We start from the raw sequence: 14,859 nt of genomic DNA, 5'->3' as shown, positions 1-14,859 counted from the left end.
ATGAACCCGCAGCACCGCTCCTGCAAGGACTATCGCGGAACGTTGTGCCCACCGGCATCGTCAGTCAGCAGGCTTATTCAGCACCCTTGATCACCTGCCCGTTCACCGACACCGCGCCATCACGGGCAACGTTGATTTCCCACCGCTGGCGGCCATCCGGGTCGGTCTTGGCAAAGCCCTTCGCCATCATCAGACCGAACGACAGCTGATTGAGATCGGGATTGCTCTTGGCAAGGTCCTGGACGGCGGCAATCGTCCTGTCGAGGTCGCGCGCGAGGATCGTCGCCTCCATCGAGTATTCCTTTTCGTTGTCGAGCCGCCCGCGCACCGTCCCGGAGATCTCTGCGTCATAGACGCTGGAGGAAGCGGCAATCTTCGGGAACTCCATCACGAGGTTCCCGTCCTTGAACAGCTTCTGGGCAGCCTCCTTGCCGCTGTCGTCAGACATTTTGTCCTGATTGAAATCGGCCTTCAACAACTCCTCGCTGAATGCCGTAAAATCCATATCCGAAAGGGCGAACTGCATCTGCAGCGCATCCGGCAGGAAGGCCGAATAGGCTGCCGGAACAAGGGGACTGTCGAAGCTGATCTGCCGAGCAGACATGCCGAAACCGAACCGCATCGCGTTGGTCGGGCCATCGAGCGCGACGTTGTAGTCCAGGCTCTTTGCGCCACCGTTACCACCGGTGCTTGATATGGTGAGATTGTTGACGCCGATGGTCTCGTTCAGGCTCGTTACCAGCGGGAACGCGTTGCGAAGCATCGTCTTCAGAGTATCACTATCGGCTGGTTTGAGCTTCTCGGTCTCGGCATGATCAAGGATGAACACGACGATATCGCGGATTTCCTTTGCCTTGATGCCGTTGACCGCTGCCGCGAGGTCAAGCGAGTCCGCCCGAATTTCGACCGGTGGAATCTCGTGACCTCCGATGGTCTCGACAAACCCCAGTGCTGTTCCGCTGACCGCGAAATTCGTCCGCTCAGGGGCAGAACTCGGCGACGATGTCAGCTTGTAGGTCGAGCTGTCCAGAGCAACGGCAACGTTCTCGGCAGCTGTTTTCGAGGTGAAGCGAAGCGCCTTGGTCGAGAAGTCGCCGGAACGAAGGTAGCTGATGGCAGGATCGAAAATACCGCTGAAGATCGCGGAGCCGATCACGTAGGTGAAGTCGGTCCTCGGCTGTCCGGCCACCGAAAAATGTCCTGTCACATCGAGGGCATTGTTGCCCTCGAGCTTCCAGAGACCATCATCCTGCGGTGTCGCGAAAATGGACCATGGCACGAGACCGCTGATGGCGAAATTCGCCGGTCGCGCCGCCTTCAGCATCTTTTCGAAATCGGAAATGATCTCGTAGCGGGTACCGGCCGGCTTGACCGTGATGGCGCGGTTCGGCGCAACCTCCTTGGGCAGAAGCCTGGTGAGATTGCCCTTGAGCGCATCGGCACCACTCTGATTGATTTCAACGGCAGACGCCGCCGAAACGAAACCGAGCATGATGGCGCTAGCGGCGGTTACGACATTGAGCTTCATACCAATTTCCCTTCCCCAATCAGCGCGTATGTGAGGTCGGCAGTGGCACGATGTCAACCCAGGGTCAGGCTGCGGCGTCCTGTGGAGGCTCGCGCATAACAACTTGATTTTCCGTAGCGATCGCATCGGTGCGAGCGGGCTGGGCATTGACCAGCGCCTCGATCTCCTCGCGTGGCATCGGCTTTCCGAATAGGAACCCCTGCACCTGCAAGCACCCCTCGCGGCGCAGGAAATCGATGTGCTCCTCGCGCTCGACGCCCTCGGCGAGTACCGGAATATCCAGGCTCTGGGCCAGAATAAGCGTCGAACGGACGATAGCCGCCGATTGCTTGTTGCTGACCACGCCGTCGATGAAGGCTCGGTCGATCTTGATCTTGTCGAAGGGGAAGCTCTGCAGCGTCGACAGCGACGAGTAGCCTGTCCCGTAATCGTCCATCGCCACCTTGACGCCGAGCACCTTCAGGCGCCGGATCACGTTCAGGGCGTGCGCATGGTCGGCAACGATGCCGGATTCCGTAATCTCGAGCTCGAGGCGTGAGGGCGCCAGGCCGCTGTCCGCCAGGACCTGCTGCACGATCAACGGCAGTCGGCTGTCGGCAAGCTGCTGCGCCGCGACGTTAACGGCAATTCCAAGTGGGTTCTGCCATTTCGCCGCTTCGCTGCAAGCCGTCCTCAAGACCCACTCGCCAAGCTCCATGATGAAACCCGTCTTTTCCGCGATCGGGATAAACTCGCCGGGCGAAACGAAACCGCGCGTCGAGTGCTTCCACCGCAACAGGACTTCGAGGCCGACGACCTCGCGGCTCACGGTATCGTTCTGCTGCTGGTAGAACAGCGTGAACTCGCCGCGCTTGAGACCTTCGCGCATCTCCATCGCCAAGGCATTGCGCGCACGCGCGGCTTCGTCCATCGAAGGATCGTAGAAGCAGATGCTGCTACCGGCCGTCGCCTTCGCGCGGTACATGGCGACATCCGCCTGCGACAGCAGATCGTCGATCGTCCGGGCCTGGTTGGGGAAGCTTGAAATACCGATGCTCGACCCGACGGAAAGCAGCTGGCCGTTCCATTCGACAGGCCGCTCAACCTCATCGAGAATGCGCTGGGCGAGCGCCGTGGCCTCGGAGCGGACGATATGATCGCGCATGACGACAACAAACTCGTCGCCCCCTGCTCTCGCGGCAAACTGTCCCTTGTCGGTTATCTTCGCCAGCCGTTCGCCGATCGCCCGCAGCACGGCATCGCCTGCAGCGTGCCCGTGAACGTCATTGATCTCCTTGAAGCGATCGAGGTCGAAGCTCAGTACCGTAATGTTGCTCGACATGTCGTTCAGGCTCTTGATCATCAGCGGCAGGTGCTCGTTCAGCCCTGCCCGGTTCGCCAGATGCGTGAGCGGATCGTGAAGCGACAGATGCCGATACCGCGCAACGGCGGCGACCGTGGACTGCATGTCGATGATATAGGTCGATGCGCCAAGCAGGAGGATGATGACCATCACGGCTCCGACAAGGCTGGTCATGACCCCAACCGAGAGGATCTCGCGCGAAACGGTTACCGTCGCATCAGGCACGATCGTCATACCGGCCATGCCGATGAAATGCGTGGATACGATCGCCAGGATCAATGGCAAGGCGGAGCCGCACTTGCTGAAACGCGATGTGGGTCTGGCGACGCGATTGGTCACCAGCGCTCCAAACCCGGCCGCGGCAACGAGGGAGGCGACGACGTAAGGCCGGCTCCACTCGATATCCCCGGCAACCTCAAAGCCGGCAATACCAACATAATGCATCGCCGCAACGCCGAGACCAACGATGGCGCCGCCGGCTTCAATCAGCGCACCCTTGCGAGAAAGGGAAGCAATGGAAAAGCCCGTCATCGCCGACGCTATGCCGATGAACAGCGACAGAAGCGTCAGCGTAGGGTCGTAGCCCGTCAGCACCGGCGTCTGATAGCCGAGCATCGCAATGAAGTGGGTGGTCCAGATCGTCGCCCCACCGACAAATCCCGAAAGAAAGAGCCAGTTAAGCTTCTGAAGTCCCTGGGTTCTTCTCACCTTGGCGAAAAGCCTCACCGTCAACAGCGACCCAAGCACGCAGATGATGGTTGCAAAAAGCAGATGGGAGGGGCTGTGTTCAACAGCGATGCAGGAAAAGAGACGGAGCATCAAAAGGGACCAGATTGAGACATCCCCTCATAGCCACTCCGACATTAGTATTCCTTAATGATCCAGGAAATCCCGGCCTATGGTTAAATCTTGACGACCGGCTGCAACTTCTGAATTCGCGAGTGGCAGAAAAGCTCGCCGCTCGCTTGTCCGATATGGCGAAACCACGTAAAAATGCTCGCAATTCCCAGCAAGCTTGCCTTTGCGGCACAACTATACTATAGCGCACGCGTCCGCGCAGACACCCTTGGAGGCAACGCGGATGAGGATGGGGTAACCCCCGCCTCCAGTTCCGCACAGGCACACGCCATGCGGAGCTCTCCAAATAACCTCGGAAGGAAAAGTCATGAGCCACGCAAGCTACGAGCTCAAGGCCGAGGCGCGCGAACGGGTTGGTAAGGGGTCCGCCCGTGAACTTCGCCGCAACGGTTTGATTCCCGCTGTCATCTATGGTGACAAGCAGGCCCCAATTTCTATCGCTCTCAGCACCAATGAGGTGACGAAGCGCATCCACGCCGGCGGTTTCATGACCACCGTTGCAACGATCGAAGTCGACGGCAAGAAGTACAAGGTTCTGCCGAAGGACTACCAGCTCGATCCGGTTCGCGACTTCACGATGCACGTAGACTTCCTGCGCGTTTCGGGCAACACCCAGGTCACCGTTGAAATCCCGGTTCACTTCATCAACGAAGAGAAGTCCCAGGGCCTCAAGGTTGGCGGCGTTCTGAACATCGTTCGTCACGAAATCGAAGTTCATTGCCCGGCAGACGCTATCCCGGAATTCTTCAACATTGACCTCAGCGGCAAGAAGATCGGCGACAGCATCCATATCTCGGAAGTCACCCTGCCGAAGGGCGTGACGACCGTTATCGACCGCGACTTCACGATCGCAACGATCGTTGCTCCGGCAGGCGGCGTTGCCGAAGAAGCTGGCGAAGCCGAAGCTTAATAGCTTCCATAATTTGTAAAGCATAAGGCCCGCTTTCTCCGGAAGGCGGGCCTTTTCATTTGGGCGAAGGAGGCCGTTTCAGCAACATTTAATACATTTCGTGGAAGCATCCGGTACCGCTTATGAAAGTCCTGCGATGGCAGGAAGCGATAAAAAAGGTACGGCAGGGAGCCGACAGGAAAATATGAACAATTCCGTTCAGAACAGATTTCTGGCGATCGTTTGCGGAGCCCTGCTCCTCTTCGTCGCCCCTCTGTTTGTTCTCTTCCTGTTTCTTTCCTCGGAGCGAGCGGACAAGGAAATCCGCGACCATATCTCCGTTCTTCTTGTTGCAAACGCCCAGGCACTGGCGAAACCTTTATGGGATCTCGACGAAGACAGCGTCGCGCAGATCAGCGCAACCGTCGTTTCGCAAGGCGCGATCGTCAAGGTTCAGGTCCGCGATCAGTCCGGGCAGCTGGATGTCACCCAGTCGACCATTCCGAAGTCTTTCGGCGGCGAACTCGTCCAGGTATCGCGCGCCATCATCTACAACACCGTCGATGGCCCGAAGAACCTCGGCACCATCTCCGTCTTCTATCCCGCGCTTGGCCTGTTCTCGGGGCTGAAGCATGAAGAGATCGTCTTCATGTCGATCTTCATCTTCGCGGTGCTCACCGTGTTCAGCTCCGCATTGATCGGTAACCGCATCTTCATCATCCGTCCGCTGATGCGCCTGATTGCGGCCACCGAGGCAACGCGCCAGCTGGGTTCGCGCCACCACGTCGACTGGCACTCGAACGACGAAATGGGCCGCCTTGCCCGCGGCTTCAACGAGATGCAATCCAAGCTCGAACGCGAAGAGCAGGAGCTCAAACTCGCCCATCGCCGCGCGATCGACATCTACGACCTTACGCCCGCCATGCTGTTCTCGCTCGACGAGGACGATCGGATCACCGCTGTCAGCGACTACTGGCTGGTCGCCACCGGCTATGAGCGTCCGCGCGTTATCGGCAGCAGGTTCACCGATCTGGTAACATCGGATACCAGGGAGGCCTTCCTCAATCGCAAGAAAGACGGTGGCACCGCTGTCGATGTGACCGTGAAGTTCCTTTGCGCAGACGGTCGCTTGATGGATGTCCTGATCCTGGAATCGAAAGCCGCCACCGGCGGCCACGACATGCTTTCGCTGTCCGTCATGACCGATGTGACGGAACTCAAGGCATCCGAAGCGCGGAACCACCGCCAGGCGATCAGCGACCATCTGACGGGCCTGCTGAACCGCCAGGGTTTCGAGACTGTCCTCGACGGGAAGATCGGCGAAGCCGACGCTGCCGGCCAGGAGCTTGCCTGCCTGTTCGTTGACCTCGATCGCTTCAAGTGGATCAACGACAATCTCGGCCACGCCGAAGGCGACCGGGCTCTGCGCGAGTTCGTCGACCGCTTGAAGGCACATCTCGCGCCATCCGACGTGGCCGCCCGCCTCGGCGGTGACGAATTCGCGATCCTGCTGCCGGCAAAGGACGCCGCCCGCCGCGCGGCTGTTATGGCCGAGCAGATCGCTTCGATATTCCACGAGCCCTTTGGCGCCGATCTGCATCTCAGCGCCAGCGTCGGCATCGCTATCTATCCGCGGCATGCCACGACCGCCGCCGAGCTCCTGCAGAAATCCGACATGGCCATGTACGCCAAGAAGCGTGACGGCAAGAACGGCGCACAGCTCTTCGACAACGGCATGCTGGACCACGCCCGCGCCCGCGCCGAAATCGAAACATGCATTGAGACGGGCTTGGCCGAGGGCTGGTTCGACGCCTATCTGCAGCCGATCGTCAATCTGAACGGTCGCGGCATTGCCGGCTTCGAGGCCCTGATGCGCCTCAACCATCCGCAAAAGGGGTTGATGCCTCCGGCCGAGATCATCAACGTTGCGGAAGAGACGGCGAAGATCGTGCGCGTCGGCAATGTCATCATGGAGAAGGCGATCGCGCATCTGGCGCGGATCTCGAAGCTAGCGGGCATACAGGACAGCTATCTCGCCATCAACTTCTCGCCGCTGCAATTCGAAGCCGCCCTCCCCGCGCGCCTGACCGCCCTGCTCGGTCGCCACGGCATCCGCCCGGAACGGATCGTCGTGGAGATCACCGAAGCAGTGCTGATGCACAACAATCCGGAAATCCGCATGATCGTCAGCGAATTGCGCCGTTTCGGCTGCCGCATCGCCCTGGACGACTTCGGCACGGGATACTCATCGCTGAGCTATCTCAACCGCTTCCCGGTCGATATCATCAAGATCGACCAGTCCTTCACCCGCTCGATCAATGACGTCAACGAAGACGTGCGCCACAAGAGCCGCATGCTGGTTGAAAGCATCACCACCCTGTCTCACAAGATGGATTGCACGGTCATTGCCGAAGGCATCGAGACGGAAGAGGAATGCAGGACGCTTTGCGAGATGGGCCTCGACTATGGTCAGGGTTATCTTTTCCACCGTCCTCAGAATGCTGCACAGCTGATCGAGCAGCTGACGGTCGTCAAGCTTACGGTCGCCCGTGCTTCATAAGCGCTAAGTAGGAAGGCATAACGATGAAACGCCTGTTGATCCTTGCTCTTCTCGGTCTTTCTTCGTTTGCGCCGGCCAAGGCGGCGGGTGTCAGCCTCCTCACCGAAGAGTATCCTCCCTTCAGTTACCGCGAAGGCAAGGAGATCAAGGGCGCCTCCATCGAACAGGTGGAGAAGGTGATGGCGGCCGCAGGCGTCGAGTACAAGATTGAGATGGTGCCCTGGACGCGGGCCTATGCACTGGCACAGACAACTCCGATGACCTGCGTTTTCACGACGGCTCACAATGCACAGCGCGACGCACTGTTCAAATGGGTGGAGCCTCTGCTGGTCGATCGGAATATTCTGATCGCCAAGGCCGGTTCCGGCGTTTCGGCGAAAACCCTGGAAGACGCGAAGCGATACACCGTGGGCACGCATCGCGGTGACTACACCGAAGCGCTTCTCAAGGATCATGGTTTCACCAAGATCGATCTCGCTACCGATTTCAAAGCATCGCTCCGCAAGCTGCTGAACGGCCGCATAGACATGATGCCGATCTCCGAGCCCTATTTTGAGAAGCTGAAGGCAGAGCAACCGCTCGAGAAGGTGGCCCTGCTTGCCGCTCAGCCGATGGGGATCGCATGCGAGAAGAGTTTCCCAGCCGATCTCCTCGCCAAGATGCAGGATGCGTTGAACAAGTTGATTGCCGATGGCACACAGAAGGCAATCTTTGAAAAGTACGGCCTTCGCCCCGCAGATTGATTTTCCGCAAGAACCGCGCGCTTGTGCTTGACTTTGACGCCGTTTCGCGGTGGTGAACGGCAAAGCGACCTTGCGAGGAATGAACGCGCCATGCTGATCATCGCCGGCCTCGGCAATCCCGGCGGCAAATATGCCGGAAACCGCCACAACATTGGCTTCATGGCTGTCGATGCCATCCACCGCCGCCACAGTTTTTCGCCATGGGCGAAGAAGTTCAAGGCCGAGATCGCCGAAGGCGAAATCGGCGGTGAAAAGGTGCTGCTGATCAAACCGCAGACCTACATGAACCTGTCCGGCGAATCCGTCGGCGAAGCGATGCGCTTCTACAAGTTGCAGCCGGCCGATCTCGTCGCCATCTACGACGAGCTGGACTTACCCCCCGCCAAGGCCCGTATCAAGACCGGTGGCGGGCACGGCGGCCACAACGGTATCAAGTCTCTGGACGCCCACTGCGGCAAGGAATACCGTCGCCTGCGGCTTGGCATCGGCCATCCCGGCGTCAAGGAGCTGGTGCAGCATCATGTGCTGGGCGATTTTGCCAAGGTCGACCAGACCTGGCTCGAGCCGATGCTCGACGCGCTCGCCGACAACGCCGAGATGCTGGTGCGGAAGGAAGATTCGCAACTCATGAACAAGCTGGCGCTGGCGGTCGGCGGCAAAGCCGACGAGGACAAGCCGAAGGCCGAGAAAAAGCCGGTCGCAAAGTCGCACATTCATCAGGCGCGCAACCACGCGCAGCCGAAAGCACTGCCGACAACAGGCCCCATGGCCGAGATGCTGAAGAAGATGTTCGGCAACAAGGGAGAGTGACCGGTGAACGACGCGGCTTTTTCGATCCGCCGGGCTGCGGCTGATGACCTGGAAAGCCTGATCGCGCTCTATCGTCACTTCAACTCCGGCGATCCCGTACTCGCTCCCGCCAGGGCCGAGGAACGTTTCGCGGCCATGCTGGCCCAGCCCGGAATGTCCGTTTTCATCGGCTTTCTCGGCACTGCACCGACCAGCACGGTAACGTTGATCGTCATTCCGAACCTGACGCGAAACGGCGCTTCCTACGCACTGATCGAGAATGTCGTCACCCATGGTGACTACAGGAAGCGAGGTCATGCGGGCGCGCTCATCCGCCACGCCGTGGACGCGGCATGGGATGCTGGCTGCTACAAGGTCATGCTGCTGACCGGATCAAAGGATCCTTCGACGCTGCGCTTCTACGAGAACTGCGGTTTCGTCCAGGACAAGACGGGTTACCAGATCCGTCGCCAATAGGGACTATTCCTCGGGTTCGGTGACGAACATCAGCGGAAAGCCGGCCTCCTTGCCGAAATCCACCGCCTCTTTCGCCTTGGTCTCCGCGATGTCCTTCGCGCAGACGACCACCACGGATGTACCCAGCTTGTGCGCCGTCAGCATCACGCGGTAGCCGGTCTCCTCGCTCATCCGGAAAACGGCCTTGAGAACGGCGATGACGAATTCGCGCGGCGTATAGTCGTCATTGACGAGAATGACCTTGTACAGCTTCGGCCGATCCAGCTTCGGCTTCGACGCGACTTTCGGTTTCTGGGCAATGTCGTTGTCACTCATCGGAGGTCCACCCGTTGATGACATGGGAATGGCGAGGTTGTGGCTCGCTAAGGTCTATATTGCGCTACAAAGGTCGCGGATCAAGACAAAGGCACCTACGGATGGCGTGCAGATGCGCGAAAAGCTTGACCGCGCACCGCCTTTTATCCCATACGCACCCCCAAGAACTTCAAGAACAGCAGGTTTCAGCCATGGGCTTCAAATGCGGTATCGTCGGTCTGCCGAATGTCGGCAAGTCGACCCTCTTCAACGCGCTCACCAAGACGGCGGCAGCGCAGGCGGCAAACTATCCCTTCTGCACGATCGAGCCGAACACCGGCGAAGTCGCGGTTCCGGATCCCCGCATGCAGAAGCTTGCGTCCATCGCCGGCTCCAAGGAAATCATTCCGACCCGCATCTCCTTCGTCGACATCGCCGGCCTCGTGCGCGGCGCGTCCAAGGGTGAAGGTCTCGGCAACAAGTTCCTCGCCAACATCCGCGAAGTCGATGCCGTCGTGCACGTGCTGCGCTGCTTCGAGGACGACGACATCACCCACGTCGAAGGCCGTATCAATCCGGTCGGCGATGCCGATACGATCGAGACCGAGCTGATGCTCGCCGACCTCGAAAGCCTGGAGCGCCGCGTCGAGCAGACCCGCAAGCGCGCCACCGGCAAGGACAAGGAATCGATGGCGCAGCTTCCTATTATGGAAGCGGTGATCAAGCTCCTCAACGAAGGCAAGCCCGCCCGTCTTCTGCTGAAGACGCTGGCGCCTGAAGAGATCGAGATCCTCAAGGGCCTCAACCTTCTGACCTCGCATCCGGTCCTCTACGTCTGCAACGTCGCTGAAGGCGACGCTTCCACCGGCAACGAGCACACCAAGGCCGTCGCCGCCATGGCGGAGAAGCAGGGTGCTGAATGCGTCATCATCTCGGCCGCCATCGAAGCCGAAGTCGCGCAGTTGCCGGAAGAAGAAGCGACGGAGTTCCTCTCCGCGCTCGGCCTGGAAGAAGCCGGTCTCGACCGCCTGATCCGTGCGGGCTATCACCTGCTCGACCTGATCACCTATTTCACCGTCGGCCCCAAGGAAACCCGCGCCTGGACCATCGTGCGCGGCACCAAGGCCCCGCAGGCGGCAGGCGTCATCCACACCGATTTCGAACGCGGCTTCATCCGCGCCTTCACAATCGGTTACGACGACTACATCAACTTCAAGGGTGAAGTCGGTGCCAAGGAAGCCGGCAAGGGCCGCGACGAAGGCAAGGAATACGTCGTCCAGGACGGCGACGTCATCCACTTCCGCTTCAACACCTGATACCCGACTGACACAAACTGCCGCCTATGCGGGCGGCAGTTTTTCGCGGATGGCGGCCGGCAGCGCCCCCATGACGACCCGCCGCAGCGGCATCCATCCGGTGCCGATGACCAGAACGATCACGCCGACCGTCAGCAACGTCGTGAAGACGTAGGTATCGACCCGGGCCTCGCCCTGGCGAAAGATGCCGTAAAGCGCGAAGCCGAGCGACAGCAGTCCTGAGGTCACGAAAGCGCGGCGATCGATCACCAGCCCGACAAGCATCAGCGCAGCTACCGTCGCCACCACCAGCGGTGTGCGGAAAGACACGGTCTGCAGCGTCGCAAACAGGCTGCTGTCCGCACCGGCCAGCGAGAGAACGCTGTAAAGCAGCGCCGGAGCCGCGCCAAGATGCAGCCAGAAGGCAACGTCGGCATTGATGGTGCGACGAAGCGGATCCCTGAGGTCGAAGCGCATGGCAAGGGCAAAGAGGCCGACAGCGCAGGCAACGGCGACAAACGACAGCACGCCCGTGTGATTGAGCACGAAGAAGGGATCGCCACTCATCCAGCTGAGAGCCTGCAGGACAAGCAGCAGAATAACCGCCATCGCGCCCATGATGGTGAGCGCGAGCGCCAGTGGTATCCGGTAACGCAGGTAGAAGGCGCCCAGCACGACCGGAAAGCAAAGCGCGAACTGCAGCGCCTTGTTGTCGCCCAGCGCAGCGGCGTTGGGCCAGCCGTCCAGCAAGGCCGCGGCAACGACACCAGTCCAGACGGTCAGCGCGATGGTCAGGGCGACGGCCGGCAAGGCCAGCCTCTGTCGCCGAACGAGGATTTCAGCCAGCACGATAACGGCCGGCAGGACGGCATAGACCGAAGCAATCCCCCAAAGCCCCGCAAGTGCCACGACGATGCCGATGGTGATCAGGACGTCATGGAAGCCACGCACAAAGCTTGGCGTCTCCGTATCCGAGAACGCCGCTGCAGATCTCCGCCTGGTCGCCCGGTCAGCGTCAACCGTCACACCGCGCTCGAGCAGAAACGCCGTTAGTGGCGCTGAGCCTTGCGTCGGAATGAGCCCTTCTCTTTCGGCGGCGTCGAGGATCGACTTTAGGTCTGACATGCAGGAAATCTCGCAGCAATCGTTGAGTCGTGCCGGATGCTATTGTAGTCCTTGTGAAACTCCTATGAAGCGGAGGACAAATTTGTCCGATCAGATACTGGCTTTCGAGGATTTCCATCCGGATCAAGTCTTCGCCCTCGGCCCGAAGACGGTCACGGCCGAAGAGATCATCGAGTTCGCGCGGGAATTCGATCCGCAGCCTATGCATCTAGACGAGACGGCCGGCCGCGACAGCATCCTCGGTGGACTGGCCGCCTCCGGCTGGCACACATCGGCAATGCTCATGCGGATGATGACCGACAGCTTCCTCATCAATTCTCTGTCGCAGGGCGCCCCTGGCGTCGACGTCATGGAATGGCGCAAGCCCGTGCTTGCGGGAGACACGCTTGCCGGTCGCTCGACGGTGGTGGAAGCACGCCCGCTGCGTTCGAGGCCAGGGATCGGCATCGTCAGGTTTCGCCACGAAATCGAGAACCAGAAGGGTCAGATCGTCTGCTTTTCGGAGAACTCGATCATGTTCTCCACGCGCCAAACGTTGGGTAAAGCTCTATGATCATGGTCGAGCGCTACCCGATCGGCGAGAAGACCGACATCGGCCACTACGCCTTCACGGAAGAAAGGATTCTGTCGTTTGCGCGGCGCTTTGATCCGCAACGATTCCACGTCGATACCGCCGCGGCCAAGGAGAGCCTGTTCGGCGGTCTATGCGCATCCGGCTGGCACACAAGCGCGGCCTGGATGCAGGTGTTCCTGGCCTATTGGAAGGTGGAGTCCGAGCGGCTGATACGCGAAGGATCGGTGCCGCCCAATCTTGGCCCCTCACCCGGCTTCAGGAACATGCAGTGGATTCGTCCCGTCTTCGCAGGCGAAGTGGTGCACTATTCGAACACCTTGCTGGCAAGCCGCGCGCTGGCCTCGCGCCCGGGCATGCGGCTGAACACCATTCTTTCCGAGGGCGCCATCTCCGATGGCACCCCTGTCATTCGCTTCGAAGGCAGCGTTCTGGAATTCGAATAAGCGGAGCGCAGAGCGGGATGCCGAAAAGTGTGCGCGGTTTTCGGGTGATATCCCGCTCTAATTTTTTGATCTAGAGGCGGATTCAGATTTCAGGTCGTTTCGACCTGAAATCATCCGGCTCTAGTGCCCCGAAAATTCGACAAGCGTCCGGACGTCCACGCCCAGCGCCTCGAGCTTGGCGCGACCGCCGAGATCTGGAAGGTCGATCACGAAGCAGGCAGAGACGACCTCCGCCCCGATCTGGCGTAGCAACTGCGTGGCACCGACGGCCGTTCCGCCGGTGGCGATCAGGTCATCCACCAGGATCACCTTTTCGCCAGGCTGCACCGCATCGCGATGCATCTCCATCTCGTCCACGCCGTATTCCAGGCTATAGGCGATCCGCACGGTATCATGCGGCAGCTTTCCCTTCTTGCGGATCGGCACGAAGCCGGCCGAGAGCTGGTGGGCAACCGCACCGCCGAGAATGAAGCCTCGGGCTTCCATGCCCGCGATCTTGTCGATCTTCATGCCGGCATAGGGCTGGACAAGCTCATCGACGGCGCGCCGGAACGCACGCGCATTGCCAAGAAGCGTCGTGATGTCACGGAAGATGATGCCGGGCTTGGGATAATCCGGGATGGAGCGAATGCTGGCTGCGAGCTCCGAGGTCTTGTCGTTCATGGAAAATCCATATCTGCAGGGGTCGAAAGTTGGCGCACCCTATCAATTGCGACAGATGGAACCAACAAAAAAGGCGGCCACCGGGCCGCCTTTTCCGCAACATGAGAGCAAAACCCTCAGTGTTCCTTGTTCGCGTAAACCGAGCGCTTCGTCAGGTAGATCAGTACCGAGAAGATCAGCAGGAACACCATGACCATGAAGCCGGTATGCTTGCGCTCCACCAGATGTGGCTCTGCGGCCCACATCAGGAAGGACGAGACGTCCTTGGCATACTGGTCGACGGTTGCCGGCGAGCCGTCGTCATAGGTCACCTGACCGTCAGACAGCGGCTTCGGCATGGCCAGAACGGCGGCAGCATGGAAGTAAGGGTTGTAGTGCTGTCCCTGCGAGACCTGGAAGCCAGCGGGAGGCTCTTCGTAGCCGGTCAGCAGCGAATAGATGTAATCCGGTCCGCCTTCCTGGTACTGCGTGAAGATATCGAAGATGAAGCGCGGGAAACCGCGTTCGACTTCGCGCGCCTTGGCGAGCAGCGACATGTCAGGCGGTGCGGCACCGTTGTTGGACGCAGCAGCCGCTTCGGCGTTCGGGAACGGCGACGGGAAGTAATCGGATGGTACTGCCTTGCGGGTGTACATGTCACCGCTGGCGTTCGGGCCATCCTGTACTTCGTAGTTCGCCGCGAAGGCCTTGACCTGCGCGTCCGAGTAGCCGAGCTCGCCCAGCATGCGGAACGGCACCAGCTTCATGGAGTGACAGGCAGCACAGACTTCCGTGTACACCTTCAGGCCGCGCTGCAGCTGGCCCTTGTCGTAGGTGCCGAAAGGACCTGCGAAGGACCAGTCGACTTCCTTGGGCTCCTTCAGCGGATAGTGCGGGGTCGCGGCTTCGTGATGCTCCGCAGGCTTTGCAGCCTCCTCAGCGAAAACCGCGGTTCCGAGACCGGCGACGACTGCGAGCGACAGAATGCTTGCAACAAGCTTTTTCATGGTTTGTTTCCCTCTCGTCGCCCGCTTATGCCTTGGCCGCTACAGCCGAGGCAGTCTTGTTGCGCTTTTCAAGCACGGCTTCCGTGATCGAGTTCGGCACACGGCGCGGCGTCTCGACGAGACCAAGCACCGGCATGACGACCAGGAAGAAGGCGAAGTAAAGCAGCGTACAGATCTGAGAGATCGTGGTGTAGAGGCCTTCCGCCGGCTGCGAACCGAGCCAGCCGAGGATGATCGCGTTGATCACGAACAGCCAGTAAGCCATCTTGTACCACGGACGATAAACCGCCGAA

At 60.0% G+C, this 14,859-nt stretch carries 14 protein-coding genes and 1 pseudogene; 8 read left to right on the top strand and 7 right to left on the bottom strand.

What is annotated here, in order from left to right:
- Positions 1 to 73 precede the first annotated feature (73 nt).
- Together A6U87_RS21790 and A6U87_RS21785 are read right to left on the bottom strand one after the other, a co-directional pair.
- The gene (locus tag A6U87_RS21790) at positions 74 to 1,528 is read right to left on the bottom strand and encodes a hypothetical protein (protein WP_065693412.1); all 1,455 of its coding nucleotides are present in this window, start codon (positions 1,526 to 1,528) and stop codon (positions 74 to 76) included.
- Between the two features lie 64 nt (positions 1,529 to 1,592).
- Positions 1,593 to 3,689 carry a bifunctional diguanylate cyclase/phosphodiesterase gene (locus A6U87_RS21785; protein ID WP_065693411.1) on the bottom strand — a complete coding sequence of 699 codons (2,097 nt, stop codon included), beginning with the start codon at positions 3,687 to 3,689 and terminating at the stop codon, positions 1,593 to 1,595.
- A gap of 346 nt (positions 3,690 to 4,035) precedes the next feature.
- Here A6U87_RS21785 and A6U87_RS21780 point away from each other — a divergent pair, with 346 nt between their 5' ends.
- The 5 genes from A6U87_RS21780 to A6U87_RS21760 all read left to right on the top strand — a co-directional run bounded on the left by A6U87_RS21780 (position 4,036) and on the right by A6U87_RS21760 (position 9,186).
- Positions 4,036 to 4,638 (top strand): 50S ribosomal protein L25/general stress protein Ctc, encoded by a 603-nt coding sequence (locus A6U87_RS21780; protein ID WP_065693410.1) that lies wholly within the window; start codon positions 4,036 to 4,038, stop codon positions 4,636 to 4,638.
- A gap of 184 nt (positions 4,639 to 4,822) precedes the next feature.
- Complete coding sequence (locus tag A6U87_RS21775; RefSeq protein WP_065693409.1) at positions 4,823 to 7,177, top strand: EAL domain-containing protein; 2,355 nt, start codon at positions 4,823 to 4,825, stop codon at positions 7,175 to 7,177.
- A gap of 23 nt (positions 7,178 to 7,200) precedes the next feature.
- On the top strand, positions 7,201 to 7,920 hold the full coding sequence (locus A6U87_RS21770; protein WP_065693408.1) for an ABC transporter substrate-binding protein: 720 nt from the start codon (positions 7,201 to 7,203) through the stop codon (positions 7,918 to 7,920).
- A gap of 90 nt (positions 7,921 to 8,010) precedes the next feature.
- Positions 8,011 to 8,730, top strand: coding sequence for an aminoacyl-tRNA hydrolase (pth, locus tag A6U87_RS21765; protein WP_065693407.1), 720 nt, complete (start codon positions 8,011 to 8,013; stop codon positions 8,728 to 8,730).
- A 3-nt stretch (positions 8,731 to 8,733) separates the two neighbouring features.
- Positions 8,734 to 9,186, top strand: coding sequence for a GNAT family N-acetyltransferase (locus tag A6U87_RS21760; RefSeq protein WP_065693406.1), 453 nt, complete (start codon positions 8,734 to 8,736; stop codon positions 9,184 to 9,186).
- A gap of 3 nt (positions 9,187 to 9,189) precedes the next feature.
- Here the strand turns inward: A6U87_RS21760 and clpS are convergent, their stop codons facing one another.
- The gene (gene clpS, locus A6U87_RS21755; protein WP_065693405.1) at positions 9,190 to 9,501 is read right to left on the bottom strand and encodes an ATP-dependent Clp protease adapter ClpS; all 312 of its coding nucleotides are present in this window, start codon (positions 9,499 to 9,501) and stop codon (positions 9,190 to 9,192) included.
- Positions 9,502 to 9,692: 191 nt separating this feature from the next.
- Between clpS and ychF the strand changes: the two genes are divergently transcribed.
- Positions 9,693 to 10,796, top strand: coding sequence for a redox-regulated ATPase YchF (gene ychF, locus A6U87_RS21750; protein ID WP_065693404.1), 1,104 nt, complete (start codon positions 9,693 to 9,695; stop codon positions 10,794 to 10,796).
- 24 nt (positions 10,797 to 10,820) lie between these two features.
- Here the strand turns inward: ychF and A6U87_RS21745 are convergent, their stop codons facing one another.
- A complete protein-coding gene (locus tag A6U87_RS21745; RefSeq protein WP_065693403.1) occupies positions 10,821 to 11,900 on the bottom strand; it encodes a hypothetical protein in 1,080 nt (359 codons plus the stop codon).
- Between the two features lie 82 nt (positions 11,901 to 11,982).
- Between A6U87_RS21745 and A6U87_RS21740 the strand changes: the two genes are divergently transcribed.
- Positions 11,983 to 12,453 (top strand): MaoC family dehydratase, encoded by a 471-nt coding sequence (locus tag A6U87_RS21740; protein WP_065693402.1) that lies wholly within the window; start codon positions 11,983 to 11,985, stop codon positions 12,451 to 12,453.
- Positions 12,450 to 12,917 carry a MaoC/PaaZ C-terminal domain-containing protein gene (locus tag A6U87_RS21735; protein WP_065693401.1) on the top strand — a complete coding sequence of 156 codons (468 nt, stop codon included), beginning with the start codon at positions 12,450 to 12,452 and terminating at the stop codon, positions 12,915 to 12,917. The genes A6U87_RS21740 and A6U87_RS21735 overlap by 4 nt, the downstream gene beginning before the upstream one ends.
- A 120-nt stretch (positions 12,918 to 13,037) precedes the next feature.
- On the opposite strand, the gene A6U87_RS21730 is transcribed toward A6U87_RS21735, so the two are convergent.
- The 3 genes and pseudogenes from A6U87_RS21730 to A6U87_RS21720 form a co-directional block, all read right to left on the bottom strand.
- Positions 13,038 to 13,580 carry an adenine phosphoribosyltransferase gene (locus A6U87_RS21730; RefSeq protein WP_065693400.1) on the bottom strand — a complete coding sequence of 181 codons (543 nt, stop codon included), beginning with the start codon at positions 13,578 to 13,580 and terminating at the stop codon, positions 13,038 to 13,040.
- Between the two features lie 116 nt (positions 13,581 to 13,696).
- A complete protein-coding gene (locus tag A6U87_RS21725; protein WP_065693399.1) occupies positions 13,697 to 14,566 on the bottom strand; it encodes a cytochrome c1 in 870 nt (289 codons plus the stop codon).
- Between the two features lie 25 nt (positions 14,567 to 14,591).
- Positions 14,592 to 14,859: pseudogene (locus A6U87_RS21720) on the bottom strand (cytochrome b); the annotation flags it as partial.

This window comes from Rhizobium sp. AC44/96, assembly GCF_001692185.1.
Lineage (GTDB): Bacteria > Pseudomonadota > Alphaproteobacteria > Rhizobiales > Rhizobiaceae > Rhizobium.
This window is presented reverse-complemented; position numbering and strand designations above follow the sequence as displayed.